The 18,055-nt window shown below is 66.2% G+C and carries 16 protein-coding genes; 4 read left to right on the plus strand and 12 right to left on the minus strand.

Features of this window, described 5'->3' with window-relative positions; translation table 11 throughout:
• Positions 1-10: 10 nt before the first annotated feature.
• The 7 genes from DR039_RS02565 to DR039_RS02595 all read right to left on the minus strand — a co-directional run bounded on the left by DR039_RS02565 (position 11) and on the right by DR039_RS02595 (position 6,263).
• Positions 11-763 carry a succinate dehydrogenase cytochrome b subunit gene (locus tag DR039_RS02565; protein WP_111835812.1) on the minus strand — a complete coding sequence of 251 codons (753 nt, stop codon included), beginning with the start codon at positions 761-763 and terminating at the stop codon, positions 11-13.
• A gap of 210 nt (positions 764-973) precedes the next feature.
• Complete coding sequence (gene rimI, locus DR039_RS02570; RefSeq protein WP_229116742.1) at positions 974-1,588, minus strand: ribosomal protein S18-alanine N-acetyltransferase; 615 nt, start codon at positions 1,586-1,588, stop codon at positions 974-976.
• Entirely contained in the window at positions 1,585-2,295 is a 711-nt protein-coding gene (tsaB, locus tag DR039_RS02575; RefSeq protein WP_111835814.1) for a tRNA (adenosine(37)-N6)-threonylcarbamoyltransferase complex dimerization subunit type 1 TsaB, read from the minus strand. The genes rimI and tsaB overlap by 4 nt, the downstream gene beginning before the upstream one ends.
• Before the next feature lie 79 nt (positions 2,296-2,374).
• Positions 2,375-3,259, minus strand: coding sequence for a hypothetical protein (locus tag DR039_RS02580; protein ID WP_148668919.1), 885 nt, complete (start codon positions 3,257-3,259; stop codon positions 2,375-2,377).
• 9 nt (positions 3,260-3,268) lie between these two features.
• The gene (tsaE, locus tag DR039_RS02585; protein ID WP_111835816.1) at positions 3,269-3,835 is read right to left on the minus strand and encodes a tRNA (adenosine(37)-N6)-threonylcarbamoyltransferase complex ATPase subunit type 1 TsaE; all 567 of its coding nucleotides are present in this window, start codon (positions 3,833-3,835) and stop codon (positions 3,269-3,271) included.
• Positions 3,832-5,100, minus strand: coding sequence for an alanine racemase (gene alr, locus DR039_RS02590; protein WP_229116765.1), 1,269 nt, complete (start codon positions 5,098-5,100; stop codon positions 3,832-3,834). Before alr ends, tsaE begins: the two co-directional genes overlap by 4 nt.
• A 56-nt stretch (positions 5,101-5,156) precedes the next feature.
• Entirely contained in the window at positions 5,157-6,263 is a 1,107-nt protein-coding gene (locus DR039_RS02595; protein WP_318268890.1) for an ADP-dependent NAD(P)H-hydrate dehydratase, read from the minus strand.
• Here DR039_RS02595 and DR039_RS02600 point away from each other — a divergent pair.
• Positions 6,262-6,813 (plus strand): holo-ACP synthase, encoded by a 552-nt coding sequence (locus DR039_RS02600; protein ID WP_267489818.1) that lies wholly within the window; start codon positions 6,262-6,264, stop codon positions 6,811-6,813. The genes DR039_RS02595 and DR039_RS02600 overlap by 2 nt on opposite strands.
• Before the next feature lie 68 nt (positions 6,814-6,881).
• On the opposite strand, the gene glmS is transcribed toward DR039_RS02600, so the two are convergent.
• Positions 6,882-8,873, minus strand: a complete 1,992-nt coding sequence (gene glmS, locus DR039_RS02605; protein ID WP_111835818.1) for a glutamine--fructose-6-phosphate transaminase (isomerizing) — start codon at positions 8,871-8,873, stop codon at positions 6,882-6,884.
• 143 nt (positions 8,874-9,016) lie between these two features.
• Between glmS and coaA the strand changes: the two genes are divergently transcribed.
• On the plus strand, positions 9,017-10,021 hold the full coding sequence (coaA, locus tag DR039_RS02610) for a type I pantothenate kinase (protein WP_111835819.1): 1,005 nt from the start codon (positions 9,017-9,019) through the stop codon (positions 10,019-10,021).
• A 112-nt stretch (positions 10,022-10,133) separates the two neighbouring features.
• Here the strand turns inward: coaA and glmM are convergent, their stop codons facing one another.
• From glmM to DR039_RS02630, 4 genes are all read right to left on the minus strand, one after another.
• Positions 10,134-11,486: a phosphoglucosamine mutase gene (gene glmM / locus DR039_RS02615; RefSeq protein WP_111835820.1), complete on the minus strand. Its 1,353-nt coding sequence runs from the start codon at positions 11,484-11,486 to the stop codon at positions 10,134-10,136.
• A gap of 143 nt (positions 11,487-11,629) precedes the next feature.
• Positions 11,630-12,124 (minus strand): 30S ribosomal protein S9, encoded by a 495-nt coding sequence (rpsI, locus tag DR039_RS02620; protein WP_111835821.1) that lies wholly within the window; start codon positions 12,122-12,124, stop codon positions 11,630-11,632.
• Positions 12,125-12,158: 34 nt separating this feature from the next.
• Positions 12,159-12,602 (minus strand): 50S ribosomal protein L13, encoded by a 444-nt coding sequence (gene rplM, locus DR039_RS02625; RefSeq protein ID WP_111835822.1) that lies wholly within the window; start codon positions 12,600-12,602, stop codon positions 12,159-12,161.
• A 247-nt stretch (positions 12,603-12,849) separates the two neighbouring features.
• Positions 12,850-13,830 carry a tRNA pseudouridine synthase A gene (locus DR039_RS02630; protein WP_111835823.1) on the minus strand — a complete coding sequence of 327 codons (981 nt, stop codon included), beginning with the start codon at positions 13,828-13,830 and terminating at the stop codon, positions 12,850-12,852.
• A 64-nt stretch (positions 13,831-13,894) separates the two neighbouring features.
• Here DR039_RS02630 and DR039_RS02635 point away from each other — a divergent pair, with 64 nt between their 5' ends.
• The gene (locus tag DR039_RS02635) at positions 13,895-14,653 is read left to right on the plus strand and encodes an ROK family protein (protein ID WP_111835824.1); all 759 of its coding nucleotides are present in this window, start codon (positions 13,895-13,897) and stop codon (positions 14,651-14,653) included.
• Between the two features lie 157 nt (positions 14,654-14,810).
• Positions 14,811-18,044 carry a bifunctional lysylphosphatidylglycerol synthetase/lysine--tRNA ligase LysX gene (gene lysX, locus DR039_RS02640; RefSeq protein ID WP_229116744.1) on the plus strand — a complete coding sequence of 1,078 codons (3,234 nt, stop codon included), beginning with the start codon at positions 14,811-14,813 and terminating at the stop codon, positions 18,042-18,044.
• The last annotated feature ends 11 nt before the right edge of the window (positions 18,045-18,055 follow it).

The raw sequence follows: 18,055 nt of genomic DNA on the forward strand, positions 1-18,055 counted from the left end.
TCGCTCTCGATCAGTGGGTCATCGCAGCGCAGTGGGAGACGTGCTCGGCAGCAGAGCCGACCGCCTCACACAGCTGCGGGTAGTAGGTGGCGTCGGGCATGGGGGCGTCCACCATGCCGAACAGAATCGCAGTGGGAACCGCAATGAAGGAGGCGAACACCGCGAAAGCCACCAGGAAGGCGACGATGCGGACACCGGGGATGGTGTTCTTACGGATGGCCCCCAGGGTCTGCAAAGCTGACCAAATACCGTGCCACAGGTGCAGGCACAGGGCCACGAGGGCTAGGACGTAGATCAGGTAGACCCACCACAGCTGGAATGCCCAGTACATGTTGAAGTAGGCGCGACCGTGCACGTACTCCTTGCCCGGGGTGAAGGTCAGGGTGGTGAACTGCAGGATGTGGAGGATGATGAACAGGAGCAGGTAGGTGCCGCCCCAGCGCATGGTGCGCATGGCGTAGCGGGAGGCGTAGGAGTCCGCCTTGGAGACCTTCACGGCGTACTTGGAGGTGCCGCGCGCCCGCTTGTTGCGCGCCCACAGGTGGTAGGCGCTGCCGACGTGGGCAGCCAGGCACAGCAGCAGCGCGACGCGCAGGATCCAGAGGAATCCGCTGTAGGGGAGGATCGGGGACAGCAGGGTGCGCAGGAAGACTGCGTAGTGGTCGTACTCGACCTCGCCCTGGAAGTAGTGCAGGTTTCCGTAGGCGTGGAAGGCAACGAAGAATAGGAAGACGAATCCGGAGATCGCCATCATGCGCTTCATGAAGACCGTCGTGGTGAACGCGGTCCTCTTCTTATTGGATGTCAGTGTCTTGGCCACGGCGGAAGGTTAACCGGAGCGCTGCGCCTTGCTGTGCGCGCCTGTCTGCACGAAACGGACCTGCGGCCCTTGACCGCCATGTTTCCCATTGCTGACGCCGAATCTTCCGGGGCTTGTTGGTTCTGACAGGCGCTCCAGCGCCGTCAGCATAGGTCAGACCTCTGCTCCATTTCGTAATGCCGCTGTGGGCCAATTCCTAGAGCTCTTAGCTAGCGTCAAGCGCATGACCAACGCATCCTCAACTGGCTGCAGGTAGTACTTCCGCCGTCGGCCTAGCCCTTTGAAACCACGGGACTCGTACAGCCGCTGTGCTCCGGTGTTGGACTCGCGCACCTCCAGCAGGAGGTGCTTGCAGCCTGCTTGCCGCGCAATCTCGACGGCGGCGTCAAGCAAGGCACTTCCAATCCCTTTGCGGCGCCAGGCGGGCACAGTCGCGATGGTCAGCAGGTCCGCGTCACCTCGGCCATCGCCGTACCAAAGGCCCGCATAGCCGATCAGTTCTCCGGGCTGCTCGCCGGCGCCTTGCTCGACAGCTACCTGCTCGCCGGCGCCTTGCTTAATGGCATCCTGCCCGGCAGGCCCCGCAGAAGACGCGACCTCTGCCACCAGGTAACTGCGATCCGCCGGCCCCTGAGTGCCAGCGGCTGCCTCTAGGTCAGCTGCCAGCAGCTGCTCACTCCAGGCCTCCGCGCCGAAGAGTTCCTGCTCCAACTGCGCCACCTGCGGCAGATCCGCAGGTGTCATGGGCCGCAGCCGCCAGTTGCTCATAGGGCCCGCTTACGGGTGGTGGGCAGCTGTACGTCCGCGTGCCGCAGGTACAGCGGTTCTGTGTCCAGCACCGTGCCTGCGGGCGCCTGAGCTAGACGAGCCAGCGCCACCCGCACCTGGGTCAGTGCGTCACCGGAGACCGGCGCCAGCACTTCGCGCCCCTGAGCGAGCTCTGGGTGGAGCGTCACCCCGGAGCCAGCGACGGCGTCGGCCTCCCCCAGCTCCAGCGCCCGCTGGGGGGCCGCCACCAGAAAATCCTCAAGCCGCTCGACGTCGTCGGCCCCAGCTGCCCGATAGCGGGCGGCATAAACCTCCTTGCGGCGCGCATCGGTGGCCACCAGCACCGTGGCTCCCTCTGGCAGCTGGTCCAGCGCTAGGCGGGCCACGGCGTCGAGGCTTGGCACCCCGTGCACCGGCACGCCCCGCGTGCGTCCGAGCACCCTGGCGGCCACCAGGCCAGCGCGCAAGCCCGTGAATGGAGCCGGTCCGGTAGCGGCAATTACCGCTTCCAGCGGCTGCGCAGCGACCTCTGGCTGGTTCAGGACACTGGCCAGCATGGGGCCTAGCGACTCCGCATGGTGGCGTGAGTCGGACTGTTCTTGGCGCGCCAGGACGCGCAGTTTGCTGCCGTTGGCCGCTTGCTCTAGCTCGGCCTCGCAGGCGAGCAGCTGGGTTCCTAGGGAGGAGTCGATGGAGACTATGCGCACGGCCCCAGCCTAGGCCTTGGCGGGTTTATCTCCTGCACCGCTGTGACGCCGCCTGGCCCAGCTAGGTCCGGCGGCCCGATCAGTCGGGAAATGCTTGGCGTTCGTGGCGCACGGTGATTACAACCACCAGGGCTAGTGCTACGAACCCGCCAAGTGCCAACCAAATCATCTGGTTGCCAGGAAGCCAGCCGTTCCATGCTGGCTTGTCCTGCACGGGCACCTCAGCTCGACGTTCGCGGACGATTTGCGAGTACACGGCCACGGGCAGTTCACCTGCCAGCACGGAGGTGCTGGTCTGCCCCAGGGGCCGCACCACACCGTGGTTCACGGCGAACCAGGAGCGGTCCACCGGGTCGTGGACGATCACCCACTGAATGCTGGCCTCGCCATTGCTCTCCTGGCCGGAGTATCGCGCCAAGGCGTCACCCAGCATTGGATCATTGACGTATTCGCCGTCTATCACCTGGCTAATTCCAGAGGCTGCCCTGGTGGCCGCCGTAGTGGCGGCGGTGGCGGCAGCGGAGGCGGCTCCGCCCCGGGCTCCGGCGGTGCCTGCGGCTGTTGGGCCGCTTGTGGCGGAGTTCTCAGCGCTGCTCCACATATGAATCGCGCCCACCGTTTGGCCCAGCACCTGCACTGTGGCAGCCCAGTGCGCAGAATCCTTGAGGCCATCACCTTGAGCCTCACCGCGCAGGAAGCCCTCATCCCACGCCGATACCTTTACGACGTCGCCAAAAGTGAGAGCCCCGGATGCCACCCCACCGGGCGTGGCATTGGAGACTACCTGGGGCGCTTCGGCGCGCATCCATGCCGCCACTGCCTCCGGCAGCGGCACAGGCGCCACCGCTGTAGCGGCCGAGGTCGGCATAACTAGCCCTAGTAGGAGCAAGGCCGCGAGCAACACCGCGGCAGTAGGCCGGAGGCAGGCAGCGCCTCGTGGGGAGAATGGGGAGCGGGGAGTCATAGGGGGCGGTCAACTCCTCTGATCTAGGAGCACGGACAGATCGACGCCGTCCCAACGCTCACCAATAGCGCGCAACTGCACGCTGCGACGGCAGTCATCCACAGCTGCCAGGTCGGTGACGGCGGCGTCACTCTCCTCCGCAAGGGTGGCGACGGCGCCGTGGGGCCGGGTGACGGTCACCTCCAGGCGGTCTTGGGACAGGGCCTCCACCTTGTCTTCGCCCCACTCGACCAGGGTCACTGAATCAGCCAGCGAGGAGTCCAGGTCTAGGGCGTCGACTTCTTCCAGGCTGCTCAGGCGGTAGGCATCCACGTGAATCAGGTCTGGGCCCTCAGCCAGGGCGGGGTGCACGCGCGCAATGATGAAGGTGGGTGAGGAGACGCGGCCACGCACCTGCATGGCGGCGCCGATTCCTTGGGCCAGAGTGGTTTTGCCAGCGCCTAGTCCACCGGAGAGCATGACCAGGTCTCCGGCGCGCAGCAGGGACGCTAGGCGGGCCCCGAGCTCGCAAGTGGAGTCCGGGCCGGTGGTTTCCACGGTGATCTCAGCGGCAGCTGCTTGGGGGCGGCCAGTCATGCCTGCTCCTCCTCAGTGGCTTCACAGGTGTAGACGCGCGGGATGCGCGCACCTAGGCGGGTCACGATCTCGTAGTTAATGGTGCCGCAGGCGGTGGCCCAGTCGTCAGCTGTTGGCACGCCTGGCAGCCTGGCGGGATCTCCCCAGAGGACCACGGGATCTCCGGCCTGTGCGGGCGGTTCAAGTGCAGCGCCTTGGTTTGCCTCTGCGGGCCCCAGGTCGATGACAAGCTGGTCCATGCAAACCTTGCCGATCACCTGGGTGCGCCGCCCAGCAGCCCACACGGGTCCCTGGGAAGCCGCAGCCCGGGGGATGCCGTCGGCGTAGCCCACGGGCACCAGGCCCACCCAGCGGTCTGTGGGAGCGACCCAAATGCCGCCGTAGGAAACCGCCTGCCCCGCGGGGATGCGCTTTACCTGCAAGAGCCGGGATTCCAGCCGCATAGCGGGCCGCAGCCCCAATTCCGCGCTGCTGGCGACGGCGGGGTCAGGACTCAAGCCGTACAAGCCGATACCCACGCGCACTAAGTCCAGGCGGGCAACCGGATGCCACAGCAGCCCGCCGGTGGCGGCCAGGTGACGCACCTGCGGGTGCAAGCCTGTCTCCGCGAGCATGCCTTCACCTGCCTGGAAGCGACGCAGATGCTCCTCAGTAGAGCCACTGTTGGGCTCATCGGCGCGGGATAGGTGGCTCCACAGGCCCACCACCTGAACTACTCCCGCCGCTTGAGCTTGGCTAGCCGCCCGGGCCAGCGGGGCTAGCTCAGCGAGCATCGCACCGGCGCGAGACATGCCGGTGTCCACCTTCAGATGGATTCGCGCCACCTGGCCTTGAGCCTGAGCTGCGGTCACGATGGCTTCCAACTGGCTGAGGGTGGAGGCGGAGAGGTCGAGCTCAGCGTCCAGGGCGCGGCGAATTGGGGAGCCAGCGGCGGCAGCTTCTGCCGCACTCAATACCGGCATGATCCAGCTCAGGAGGCGGGGCGCCGCAGGGGTGGGGGTGGCGCCGGTGGGTCTGGCGACGCCGTCGGCGTCTAGGAGTTCACGTAGGTGCAGGGCCTCTGCGAGTTGGGCCACGCCCAGCCAGGTGGCGCCAGCCTTCAGGCAAGTAGTGGCAACCGGGAAAATGCCATGGCCATAGGCCTCAGCCTTAACCACCGCCATCCAGGGGGTGCCCGCAGCCTGCGCCAAGACCCGCGCATTGTGGGCAATCGCGTCCAGGTCCACCACAGCCTGGGCGGAGGCAGCTCCCGGCAAGCTACCCACAGTCGAGTTCGGGTGAACTTGACTAGGCGCGCTGGCGCTGCGGGCTTGCTCGGGGATCACGGCCTTGATTGTTGCATCTCCACTAGCAGGGCTCCCAATACCTGGGGCAGGCAATGCACTAGATCGAGGGCGGCGATTGGGTGACCGGGGGAAGTATTGCTGCTTTGGGCTGCAATCTCAGCCGACCGGGCGTGAATGCGCACCGCCAGCGCCGCAAGCAGGGCAGCCGAGCTTCCCGCATTGCTAAATGGCGTCTGTGCCCGGCAATCCGGCTTATGACAATCCTTTGTTGGAATTGCAAGGACTGCCGGCTTTAGTGCTGTTTCATAACGTTCAGGTAGCGGTTTGGTGGGAGGTTCAGCAGCCCTGCTGCCTTCGCCCAAATCACTGCAAGCAAAATCGGCGCCTGAGGTATGACCAAGGTTCTCAACCCCTTCATGGGCCACGCTGGCTGAGGCCAGCAGTGCCCCCAAAACGCCGGCCAAGACGTCGCCGCTGCCAGCGGTGGCTAACCAGCCGGGCCCGGAATCCAAGCTGAGAATTACCCCTTCTGCCTGGTTAGCCACCAGGGTTGGGGTGCCTTTGAGCAGCACTGTGGCACCAGTTAAAGCACTTAGCTCCAGGGCGGCAGCCTTAGCCTGCTGCTCGACCTCGTCGCGACTGCTTGCCTGTCCCAGGTTGCTCAGGAGGGCTGCGGCTTCCCCCGCGTGAGGCGTAAGCACCTGCCAGGCATTGCAGCGGCCGCCTGCGCGTAAGCCTGCGGCCAGCAGCGGCAACGCACCGGCGTCGATTACTGCGGGGACCGGCACCTTCTCCTCCCCCAGCGCCAGAGCCAAGGCCTGCTGAAGCTCAGCGGCCCGGGCCGCATCGGCGGGGTCGGTGCCCGGGCCGATCACCACTGCTTGGCAGCGCCCCGGTGCCGACACGACTTCCGGGCGGCTTGCCAGCACCAGGTTGACCACCCGCTCAGGCGCCAACAACCTCACCATCCCCACCCCACTGCGCACAGCCGCCGCGCAGGTGAGCACAGCTGCCCCGGGATAGCTCTGCGAACCTGCCCAAACTCCCAAGACACCGCGGGTGTACTTGTGATCCTGGGCCCCGGGGACGCGCAGCAGGGCAGCTAATTGCCGGTCTGCGGGGCTGGTGGTCTCTGGGATCATGGCGCCAGTGTCTCCCCCACTTGGCCGCAGTGGAAGTGGCAGCGGGCGCTGGACCTGCTGCTTCAGGCACACTGTGCGGGTGATAGTGGCGATTGGAACTGACCTTGTGGAGGTGGCAAGGCTGCAAGCCCGGCTCATGCGCCTGCCCGCCCTAGCGGCGCGGCTCTTCACTGCCCGCGAGCGCGAGCTGTGTGCGCACCGCGCGGAGTCACTGGCGGCCCGGCTGGCCGCCAAAGAGGCAGTGCTCAAGGCCCTGGGCTCAGCGCTCGCGGCGGCGTCGCTGGGAGCGGTCGCTGCGAACCCAGCGGCAGCACCTTCAGGCGCCTCCGTCATGGGGCTACCCGCCGGGCTACCCAGGGCGATACCCACCGAACCGCATAGCTGGCGTTTAACCGATATTGAGGTAAGCACCGCCCCCGGCTGTGCACCGCTGTTGCAGTTGCACGGAGCGGTGGCGCAGTTGGCAGCCGATTTAGGCATCCGCCGTTGGCACCTGTCTTTGGCGCATGACGGCGGCGCAGCGCTGGCCTACGTCGTCGCTGAGGACTAACTGCCGCTCGCGCCAGCGCCATCCACCGCAGGAACCACCGGGAGCCCCGGATCACAGGCAGCCAAGGACTACTCCACGGTTACGGATTTGGCTAGATTGCGGGGCTGGTCTACGTCCAGGCCTTTGGCGGTGGCCAGGGCGGCAGCAAAGACCTGCAGCGGCACCACCGTGAGCAGCGGCCACATAAGCGTGGGCGTAGCCGGGATGCGGAGGACGTCGTCGGCAAAGGCGTCCACTGCCGCGTCATCTTCCTCCGCGATGATGATGGTGCGGGCGCCGCGAGCGCGCACCTCCTGGATATTGGAGATGACCTTGTCGTGCAGGACGGGACGGCGCGGGGTGGGAACAATGATGAACACCGGCAGGCCTTCCTCCACTAGGGCGATTGGACCGTGTTTGAGTTCCCCGGCGGCAAAGCCTTCCGCGTGCACATATGCCAGTTCCTTGAGCTTTAGGGCCCCCTCCAGGGCCACTGGGAAGCCCACATGCCGCCCCAGGAAGAGGAAGGACTGCTTATCCGCCAGCTCTGCTCCCAGGGCTTTGACTCGCTCTGCTTGCTCGTCAAGCACGCGTTGGATTTTCTCCGGCATGCGGCCTAGCTGCTCCAGGTATTCGGCCACCTCATCGGGCCATTTGTTGCCGCGCTGCTGGGCTAGGTAGAGGCCCAGCAGGTAGCAGGCGGTGATCTGCGCCAGGAAGGCTTTGGTGGAGGCCACTGCTACCTCTGGACCGGCGTGGGTGTAGAGCACGGCGTCGGCCTCGCGGGCGATGGTGGAACCGTAGGTGTTGACGATGGCTAGCACTTTGGAGCCCTGCTCGCGGGCGTGGCGGACCGCTTGGATGGTGTCCATGGTTTCCCCGGACTGGGAGATGGCCACGGTTAGGGTTTTTTCGGAGACGATGGGGTCGCGGTAGCGGAACTCGTGGGCCAGCTCGATCTCCACCGGCACGCGGCACCAGTGTTCGATGGCGTATTTGGCAACGTGACCGGCGTAGGCGGCGGTCCCGCAGGCGATCACAATGATTTTGTCGATGCTGCGCAGCAGTGCGGGGTCAATGCGCATTTCGTCCAGGGTGAGTTCACCGCGCTCGTCCACGCGCCCACGCAGGGTGTCAGCCACGGCGGTGGGCTGCTCGTGTATTTCCTTGTCCATGAAGGTGTCGTAGCCGCCTTTGACGGCGGCGGAAGCGTCCCAGGAGACCTCCCAGGTGCGGGGCTGGACCTGCTGGCCCGCGGCGTCCCACACGGTGACGGCGTCGCCGGTCAGGAGCAGTACCTGGTTGTCGTCTACCTCTGCGGCGCGCTTGGTGAAGGCTACGAAGGCGGCCACGTCTGAGCCCAGGAAGTTCTCTCCCTCCCCCAGGCCGATCACCAGGGGGCTGGAGCGGCGAGCAGCCACAATGGCGCCGGGGGCCAGGGGCGTGACCGCCAGCAGCGCGAAGGTGCCTTCTAGGCGGCTGGTGACGGCGCGCATGGTCTCCACTAGGAGGCTTTGCGCCTGCTCGGCAGTGGGGGCGAGGCCAGCGTCGTTTTGCCAGCTGCCGCCAGCATTTGCAGCGAGGGTGGGGGCGAGGCCCTCGCCAGTGCTATCTGCACACTGATAACCAGCGGCCTGCAGGCGCTGGCTGAACTCCAAGTCCAGAAGCTGGGCGACGACCTCTGTATCGGTGTCGGACAACAGTGTGCCTCCGGCGGCCTCCACTTCTGCGCGCAGAGGGCGGAAGTTCTCGATGATGCCGTTGTGGACGATGGCGAGGTTTCCGGCGCGGTGTGGGTGGGCGTTGGCGGTGGTGGGCCCACCGTGGGTGGCCCAGCGGGTGTGCCCAATGCCAACGGTGGCGGGCGCAGGTGGGGTCTGTTGCAGGCTGGCGCGCAGGCCCTCTAGTTTTCCTGCGGCTTTCACGACCTCTAGCCCGGCGGGGCTGACCAGGGCTACTCCGGCAGAGTCGTAGCCGCGGTACTCCAGGCGGCTGAGCCCGTCCATGAGGACTTCCAGGGGGCGTTCAGTGCCCGTGTTGCTGAGGTTCAGGGGGCCTGCATAGCCAACGATTCCACACATAAGCGTGATCGAACCATGGGCGAACCGCGCATTCAACTGCTCCACGCCAAGTCATTTGTCAGACCTTTCCGCGGTGGCGTGCGGCAACGCACTCTGCAGCCAAATCCGCCAGCAAGTCCAAGCAAATAGGTAAGACTGCCCCCGTGACCAGTAACCCTGCCACCACCGTTAACCCCGGCCCGTCCTTACCGGGCCCGGGCTCTCCCTCCCCTTATATCGAGCTGCGGCGCGACCAGTGGCGCCAGTTGGCTTCCACTTCTCCGCTGCCACTAACTCAGGCGGATGTGGAGAAGCTGCGGGGCTTGGGGGATCCGATTGATCTGGCTGAGGTGGATGTGGTCTACCGGCCTCTGACGGCCCTGTTGCAGAAGTACATTTCCACTACCCGCGAGCGCGCCCAGCAGACCGCCGAGTTCCTTGGGGTAAAGGAGACTCCCACGCCTTTTGTGGTGGCGGTGGCGGGCTCTGTGGCGGTAGGCAAATCCACCACCGCCCGGCTGATTGCCCACCTGCTCTCCCGTTTTGCGGCGACGCCACGCGTGGATTTGGTGACCACGGACGGTTTCCTGCTGCCCAACGCCGTGTTGGAGGCGCGAGGGCTGACCGCCCGCAAGGGTTTCCCGGAGTCCTATGACCGGCGGGCCCTGCTGGATTTTGTGGCTTCCGTGAAGTCCGGGGCAGCGCGGGTCAAGGCGCCGGTGTACTCGCACTCGGTTTACGACGTCGTGCCCGGTGAGCAGGTGGTGGTGGAGCGTCCAGATGTGCTGGTGTTGGAGGGCTTGAATGTGCTGCAGCCGGCGCCGCGCGGTCGCTTGCAGGCGGAGGGTGAGCCAGCCTCAGCTTTGGCGGTCAGTGACTTCATCGATTTTTCGATCTATGTGGATGCGGACCCGGAGGATATTCGGCGCTGGTACTTGGACCGTTTCCTCACGCTTAAGCGGACGGCCTTCCGGGAACCGGATTCATATTTCCGGCGCTACGCCGCGATCCCTGACGACGTCGCCATGATGGCTGCCAATGAGGTTTGGGAGTCCGTGAACCTGGCTAACTTGCGCAAGAACATTGAGCCGACGCGGGGCCGCGCCACACTCGTGCTGCGCAAGGACGGCGATCACCATATGAGCCGGGTCCTGCTGCGCAAGTCCTGAGGTAAAGGTCCAGGCTCCGCCCCCACCCCGCAAGACCTGGGTTTTGGCGCTGGTGGTGCACCCACACCACCAGCACCAAAAGCAGATTTGCATGCCTAGAGCGCAGACCGGCTCAGAGCGAGAGCTGCTCCTTGACCACCTCGGCCAGGCCACCGGCGACGGCGTCGGCCTCCGCCTGAGTCGCAGCCTCCACCATCACGCGCACCAGCGGCTCAGTGCCGGAGGGACGCAGCAGCACGCGGCCGGTCTCCCCCAGCCGCGTCTCTGCCTCCGCCACGGCTTTCTGCACGGCAGCGTTAGTGCCAGCAGCGCCCTTGTCTACGCCCTTGACGTTGATGAGGGTCTGCGGGAGGCGCTGCACGATGTCGGCCAGCTCCGCCAGGGACTTGCCACTGCGCTTGACGCGGGCGGCCACGCGCAAAGACGTGAGTACGCCGTCGCCAGTGGTGGCGTGGATGGTGTCGATCACGTGACCGGACTGCTCCCCACCCAGCGTGTACCCTCCGGCGAGCATCTTCTCCAGCACGTAGCGGTCACCCACGCCGGTCTGGATGGTGCGGATGCCGTGCTCCTTCATGGCCAGGATCAAGCCCAGGTTGCTCATGACCGTGACTACCAGGGTGTCGGAGCCCAGCGTGCCGTCGGCCTTCATGCCCACGGCCAGCATGCCCATGATCTGGTCGCCGTCCACGAGCTTGCCCGCGGCGTCCACGGCCAGGCAGCGGTCGGCGTCGCCGTCGTAGGCCACCCCCATATCCGCGCCCACATTGCACACATAGGTTTGGAGGCGCTCCGGGTGGGTGGAACCGCAGGCGTCGTTGATATTGAGGCCATCCGGGGAGGCATTGATGACGATCACCTCGGCGCCGGCGGCCCGCAGCGCGGCTGGACCAACGGTGGAGGCGGCGCCGTTGGAGGCATCGACGACGATGCGCAGGCCGGTGAGGTCAGTGGCTACGGAGTCAACCAGGTGGTTGATGTAGTTCTGGTCGGCGACGGTCTCACCCTTGATTACGCGGCCCACGCCGGCGCCCGTGGGCAGGCCGGTGATCTTGCCGAGCAGGCCTTCGATCTCATCCTCCACGGAGTCTTCCAGCTTGTAGCCACCGCGGGCAAAGAACTTGATGCCGTTGTCTTGGAAGGGGTTGTGGGAGGCGGAGATCATGACGCCTAGGTCAATGTCCTGGGTGGCGGTCAGGTGGGCGATAGCGGGGGTGGGCAGCACGCCGACGCGAGTCACGTCCACACCCGAGGAGGCCAGGCCGGAGCTAATGGCGTGGTCTAGGAACTCGCCACTGGCGCGGGTGTCGCGGCCGACGACGGCACGGGGGCGGCCGGTACGGGAGGTGGTGGACTCAGTGGTGAGGACACGTGCTGCAGCCTCTCCGAGCTGGACGGCGAGTGAGGGGGTGAGCAGGTCATTTGCCAGGCCCCGAACGCCGTCGGTGCCGAAGAGTCGTGCCATGAGTTCCTCCTGGGGGTGTTCCCGGTGCTAGTCGAGGTAATTAGTTTATTTTAGACGGCACGACGACGCCCCGCCGTTGCTGTTGGTAACAGCAGGGCGGGGCGTCGGGTTGCAGCTGGCAGTCCCAGCGGCTGGCCCGGAGGTCAGCGCTTGGAGTACTGCGGGGCGCGGCGGGCCTTGTGCAGACCGGCCTTCTTGCGCTCAACGATGCGAGCGTCGCGGGTCAGGAAACCGGCCTTCTTCAGCGCCGGGCGGTTGGCCTCGCGGTCAATCTCGTTTAGGGCGCGGGCGATGCCCAGACGCAGGGCTCCGGCCTGGCCCGAGATGCCGCCGCCGTTGATGCGGGCTACGACGTCGAAGCGTCCCTCCAAGTCAAGCAGCGTGAACGGGGCGCGCACCAGCTGCTGGTGCAGCTTGTTGGGGAAGTAGTCCTCCAGGGCGCGACCGTTGAGCGTCCACTTGCCAGTGCCGGGGATCAGGCGGACGCGAGCGACCGCCTCCTTACGGCGACCCAGGCCGTTGCCGGGAGCGGTGATGGACTGGCCGCGCCCCTGCTGGGCGGCCTCGGTCTCGGTGGTGAAGCTGGAGGGGGCGTTCTCCTCGTCCAGCGCGTCGATTTCGACAGTGGTCTCAGCCACAATATGTCCTTTGCTTGTCGCGGGTGCCGGGCGCTTACTGGGCGACCTGGGTGATCTCGAAAGCCTGCGGGTTCTGCGAGGCGTGCGGGTGCTCGGCGCCCGCGTAAACCTTCAGCTTCTTGAGCTGGGCGCGGCCAAGCTTGGTGTGCGGCACCATGCCCTTGATGGCCTTCTCGACGGCGCGCTCGGGGCGCGTGGCGAGCAGCTCTCGGTAGGGGACGGCGGTGAGGCCACCCGGGTGACCGGAGTGGCGGTAAGCAAACTTCTTGTCTGCCTTGCCGTTGGTGAGGGCGACCTTGTCAGCGTTGATGATGATGACGTAGTCGCCGCAGTCCGCGTGAGGCGCGAACTGGGGCTTGTGCTTCCCACGGAGCAGGGTTGCGGCCTGGGCCGCCAGGCGACCTAGGACGACGTCGGTGGCGTCGATGACGTACCAGTTCTTCTCGACGTCGCCGGGCTTCGGTGAATACGTGCGCACGGGCGTTGCCTTCGTTTCTCTTTGGCGGGTGGGCACGCAGATGCCGAGTTGAAGCGTCACGGCACAGCGAGACCACCATGGTCAGGTGAGTGATCGGAGCACGGGCTGTTCTGGGCGAGTGGGATGGCACCAAGAGTCAGCAGATATGTGCTTCACGACGGTTTCACACACTACCGGCTTACCCGGACTAGGGTCAAAGCCCTAAGCCCATGCTGCACCGTGAATCCTGCCACGGTGACGCGCCTGTTCAGCAGCAGGTGGCGCGCACAACCCGCGCCCGGGCGGCCTGTTCTGCCAGCAACTCCTCTGGCGGGTAGCTCACGGCCTCAAGGGTGAGCCCGTGCGGGGGCGCTACCGGGGCAGCCTCCTGCCGGGAGCGCGCCGCCAGCAACTGCTCCGGCCAGGCAGCACTTCGGCGCCCCTGTCCTACAGCCAGCCCGGCCCCCACCAGGGAGCGCACCATTGAGTGGCAGAAGGCGTCAGCCACCACGCTTAGCATGACCAGTCCGGCCTCCGGCCCCGCCTCCTCCCGCCGCCATTCCAGACGCTTGAGGGTGCGCACCGTGGTAGCGCCTGCGCGGGGCTTGCAAAAGGACAGGAAGTCGTGTTCCCCCAACAGGGGCAGGGCGCTGGTGCGCATGGCTTCCACGTCGAGGGGCCGGTCTACCCACAGCACGCGCCGCCGTTGGGCGGGATCCCACAGTTGGGGGTCGTCACTGATCCGGTAGGTGTAGCGGCGTTCCAGGGCACTGAAGCGCGCGTCAAAAGCCGCTGGCACCGGTTGGACCCCGTGGACCACGACGTCGCTGACGCCGCGCACTTCGCGTGCGGGCAGCTGTGGCTGCCGCTGGGCCGGCGGCCCCTGCGGTGTTCCCCGCCCGGCCTGCTGCACCCGGTGAGCCAGCAGGCCGTGGACCCGGCTCAGCAGTGCTTCCTGCGGGCTGCGGCTGGAGCGCCCCGGCAGGCTCGCCCAGGCCGCCATCGGTACATCTAGGTGCGCCACCTGGGCGGCAGCGTGCACTCCGGCGTCGGTGCGGCCAGCCACGGTCAGGCGCACCGGTACGCGGAGAACGGTCTCCAGGGCCGCAGTCAGCTCCCCTTCAACCGTGCGCAGGCCTGGCTGAGCCGCCCAGCCGGAGAAGGCCGTGCCGTCATAGGCTAGGTCCAAGCGCACCCGCACCGAAGCGGGCGTAGGGCTCTGACTGGCGGGAAGGCCGCTGGGTTTCATACGTCAACCATGCCACCGCACCCCCTTGATCCTGTCCACCACCTACAGCGGGTACCTTCGTGCTGTGAGCAACCCAACCACCTTGTCCGTGGACTGCGGCGGCGGAGGCATCAAAGCCTCCGTGCTGGATAACGAAGGCACCATCATTTCCGACGCCGTACGCACCCCCACGCCCTACCCACTCCCCCCGGAGCTGCTGGTGGAGACCATTACGGCGCTGGCTTCCCACCTGCCCCGCGCGGAGCGGGTGACTGTGGGCATGCCGGGAATGATCCGTCACGGCGTGGTGGTTGCCACCCCGCACTACATCACTAAGGACGGGCCTCGCTCCCGCGTGCTTCCTGAGCTAGAACGGGCCTGGCGGCGTTTCGACATGGGCGCAGCCCTGACTCGGGCGCTGGAGTTGCCGGTATTGGTGCTCAACGACGCCGAGGTGGCGGGTGCGGGCGTGGTTACTGGCCGCGGCTACGAGATGATCGTGACCCTGGGGACCGGCCTGGGCAACGCCGTCTTTGACAATGGCGCACTGGCCCCCCACGTGGAAATCTCCCAGGGGCCGATCCGCTGGGGCCTGAGCTATGACGACTACATCGGTGAGCATGAGCGCCTCCGGCTGGGGGACGCCCACTGGTCGCGTCGCGTGCGGCGGGTGATTGAGGCACTGCGCCCCATGTACCTGTGGGATCGGCTCTACCTGGGTGGCGGCAACTCGCGCCGCATTATTGCCGCACAACTGACGCTTATTGGCGACGACGTCGTGGTGGTGCCCAATGAGGCTGGTATGACGGGGGGTGCCCGTTGCTGGGATATGTCTCGTCCCTAAGCTGGCCCAACTACCGCAGTGCCATTAGCAACTGTCCAAGCCCACTACCCTTAGTTCTCCAAGCGGGCTGTTCCCACAGCTCCTCCTGCCCGGGGTGGGGACCATCTCCTACTCCAGGCCGATCCGCATCCCCCCAAGCAAAGTGCACAGTCCAACTATGAAACGTCCTCCCCGTCCCGGCGCCAGCCGCAAGACCATATTGATGCCCCGGGTCTTCCTGGCGATCGGCCTGGTTTCCCTGCTGGCCACCGTCTTTGGTTCCCTCCCGCCCCTGGATCGGCCGCTGGACTTCATCGTCACCTGGTTTATCCCGCTGTTCGTGCTGGATTGGCTCACGGCTGTGGTGATCCTGATTCTGGCGGATGGGCTACGCCGTCGGGTGCGCAATGCCTGGCGCGGTGCCCTCATCTTGGTCCTCTTCAACCTGTCTCTGTTTGGGACTGTGCTGGTTGCCATCACCCTGCGCCCTGAGCTGGAAGACGAGGTCCACAGTTTAGAGCTCTTGGCCGTCAACACGGGCGTGCTCGTACTCCTTTTGGTCCTCCTGCTGCGCGAACGGCAGGCCTACACCGTCCGCATGCGCCCCGGAAATATGCGCCGCGCGGTCCTGGTGGCCCTGACTTCAGCGGGCGTGGTCACGCTCGTCTTCTTGGCTGTCGCAGTGGCCCTGCACCCCTCCAACCTTTTCAGTGGCAGCGCAGACTCGCTCACCGGCAACCTCGCGGAGACCTTGGCGCAGGCGCCCGGGTGGCTGGACAGCCTTCTGGGCCTGGGGTTGACCCTCTCGTTGCTTGTGGGCTTGTGCATCCTCATGCGTTCCCAGCAGCTCGCCACCCGCATGAGCACCGATGACGAGCGGCGCGTCCGCACCCTGCTCGCCCAAAACCCCTCTGATTCCCTAGGTTATTTTGCGACCCGCCGGGACAAGACGGCTTTCTTGACTGAGCACGGCGGCGTCGCCTACCGCACGGGCACCGGCGTCGCCCTGGTCTCTGGGGATCCGCTAGGCCCCTCCTCCACCTGGACGGCCACCGCCAGTGCCTTCCTAACTCACGCTGCCTCCTATGGCCTGACCCCCGCAGTGATTGGTGCATCTGAGGCCGGTGCCCAGGCCTGGGTGCAAGCTGGCCTCCACACGCTGCACATTGGTGATGAGGCGGTGCTGCGTCCCTCCCTGTTCCGGCTCAACGAGCTTCCTGAAGTGCGCCAGGCGGTCCGCCACGTCACGGCTGCCGGATACCAGACCCGGGTGCGTCGTCAACGCGCTGTGCCCACCGCTGAGCTCACCGCCCTAGGTGAGATGGCCACCCGTTGGCTCGACGGCGAGCCGGAGCGAGGCTTCTCCATGGCGCTGGGGCGCTCCCCAGATGACCTATCTGACGCCGAATCAGTCATTGTGGAAGCGCTCTTCCCGGAAGGGGACGAGCGGGGCCAGGTAGCGGCGCTCTTGTCCTTTGTGCCCTGGGGCGCTGACGGTCTGAGTCTCAACGTCATGCGGCGCCACCCGCAGGCCGACCACGGCGTCACCGAACTCATGGTCTCCGCCGTCATGGCTGAAGCCAGTACGCTCGGCGTGGTCCGCGTATCCCTGAACTTCGCGGTCTTCCGCAGTGCTTTCGACGCCGGGGCGCGCATCGGTGCTGGCCCAATTCAGCGCGCTTGGCGCCGGATTCTCCTGTTGGCCTCCCGCTGGTGGCAGCTTGAGTCCCTGTACCGCTCCAACGCGAAGTACAACCCCGAATGGGTGCCGCGCCTCATCTGCTACGAGGACTCTGGCTCTCTGCCACAGGTGGCGCTTGCCATGGGCGTCGCGGAGGGCTTTGTGCACCTGGGGGGTCCTTTGGGCCAACCTGATACACCCCAGCCGCGGCTAGATGAGTCCCTGGCCCGGGAGATGGCCGCTTTGACCTTCCGGGCTGCCAGCTCCGAGCCGGAGCGGAAGGTACCCCGCGAGGTTAAGGCTCGAATTACGGTCCGGGACCGCATGTTGCGCCGCGGCTTGGAGCCCTACCCAGCCAGTGTCGCCGTAACCGCCTCCTGCCGGGAGGCGCTGCAAAGTGCAACTGAGTGCACCGTGGCTGGGCGCGTCGTGGCCCTGCGTGACCATGGCGGCGTCGTATTCGCGGACCTGCGGGACTGGAGCGGCGACCTGCAGGTCATCTTGGACCGTGAGGGCACCGGCGCTGAGGCGTTGCGTTCCTTCCAGGAGTTGGTGCGTGCTGGTGACCAGGTGGCCTTCACCGGTAGTGCGGGTGCCTCCCGCACCGGTACCGCCAGCCTGCTGGTTACTTCCTGGACCATGACTTCAAAGGCTCTGCGGCCCCTGCCGGACAAGCGTCGCGGCATCCAGGATCCAGAGGCTCGGGTGCGCTTGCGCCACCTGACCCTGATCACCAGCCCGGAGCAGCGCCACATGGTGGCAGCTCGCTCGCAGGCGGTGCAGGCGGTCCGCTCCTCCCTGTTGGAGCGTGGCTTCCTGGAGGTAGAGACGCCGATGCTCCAGTTGGTGCATGGTGGAGCCAACGCCCGTCCCTTCCGTACCCATATCAACGCCTACGACCTAGACCTCTACCTGCGTATCGCCCCGGAGCTCTACCTCAAGCGTCTGATGGTCGGAGGGCTGGACCGGGTCTTCGAGATCGGGCGAAACTTCCGCAACGAGGGTGCGGATGCTACCCACAACCCGGAGTTCACCATGTTGGAGGCCTATCAGGCCTACTCCGACTATGAGGGGATGAAGGGAGTCGTCCAGGACCTGGTGGTGGCTGCTGCTCGGGCGGCCCTGGGGACCACGGTTGTGCGCGGCACCGTTAAGGGTGTGGAGCACGAGATTGACCTGGCTAAGCCGTGGCGCACAGTGAGCGTCTGCGACGCCGTGTCAGAGGGGCTGGGCGTGCCGGTGGACACGGGCACCTCCGTAGAGGAGCTGTGCCGTCACGCTGAGCACCTGGGCCTGAGCTGCGCCCCATCTTGGGGTTGGGGCGCTTTGGTGCAGGAGCTGTACGAGCACCTGGCTGAGGACACCACTGTGGGGCCGACCTTCTTCTCGGACTTCCCTGCACAGACCTCTCCTTTGACCCGCCAACACCGGCGTGACCCAATGCTGGCGGAGCGCTGGGATCTGATTATCTTCGGCTCTGAGGTGGGCACCGCCTACTCTGAGCTGGTTGACCCAGTGATCCAGCGGCAGCGTTTGACGGCGCAGTCCCTGGCTGCGGCTGGCGGGGACCCGGAGGCTATGGAGTTGGATGAGTCCTTCTTGGCGGCTCTAGAGCAGGGCATGCCGCCCACCGGCGGCCTCGGCGTCGGACTGGATCGCCTGGTCATGATGCTCACCAATGCCACGATCCGAGAGACCATCGCATTCCCGTTGGTCCGGCCAAATCAGTGATGGGAGCACTG

The organism is Actinomyces bovis (genome assembly GCF_900444995.1).
GTDB lineage: Bacteria > Actinomycetota > Actinomycetes > Actinomycetales > Actinomycetaceae > Actinomyces > Actinomyces bovis.

What these genes read in the sequence shown, in the direction of transcription:
- DR039_RS02565 (WP_111835812.1), bottom strand. Translation starts at nt 763, where the DNA reads ATGAAGCGCATGATGGCGATCTCCGGATTCGTCTTCCTATTCTTCGTT.
- rimI (WP_229116742.1), bottom strand. Translation starts at nt 1,588, where the DNA reads ATGAGCAACTGGCGGCTGCGGCCCATGACACCTGCGGATCTGCCGCAG.
- DR039_RS02580 (WP_148668919.1), bottom strand. Translation starts at nt 3,259, where the DNA reads ATGACTCCCCGCTCCCCATTCTCCCCACGAGGCGCTGCCTGCCTCCGG.
- tsaE (WP_111835816.1), bottom strand. Translation starts at nt 3,835, where the DNA reads ATGACTGGCCGCCCCCAAGCAGCTGCCGCTGAGATCACCGTGGAAACC.
- DR039_RS02600 (WP_267489818.1), top strand. Translation starts at nt 6,262, where the DNA reads ATGGCGCCAGTGTCTCCCCCACTTGGCCGCAGTGGAAGTGGCAGCGGG.
- DR039_RS02595 (WP_318268890.1), bottom strand. Translation starts at nt 6,263, where the DNA reads ATGATCCCAGAGACCACCAGCCCCGCAGACCGGCAATTAGCTGCCCTG.
- glmS (WP_111835818.1), bottom strand. Translation starts at nt 8,873, where the DNA reads ATGTGTGGAATCGTTGGCTATGCAGGCCCCCTGAACCTCAGCAACACG.
- glmM (WP_111835820.1), bottom strand. Translation starts at nt 11,486, where the DNA reads ATGGCACGACTCTTCGGCACCGACGGCGTTCGGGGCCTGGCAAATGAC.
- DR039_RS02630 (WP_111835823.1), bottom strand. Translation starts at nt 13,830, where the DNA reads ATGAAACCCAGCGGCCTTCCCGCCAGTCAGAGCCCTACGCCCGCTTCG.
- lysX (WP_229116744.1), top strand. Translation starts at nt 14,811, where the DNA reads ATGAAACGTCCTCCCCGTCCCGGCGCCAGCCGCAAGACCATATTGATG.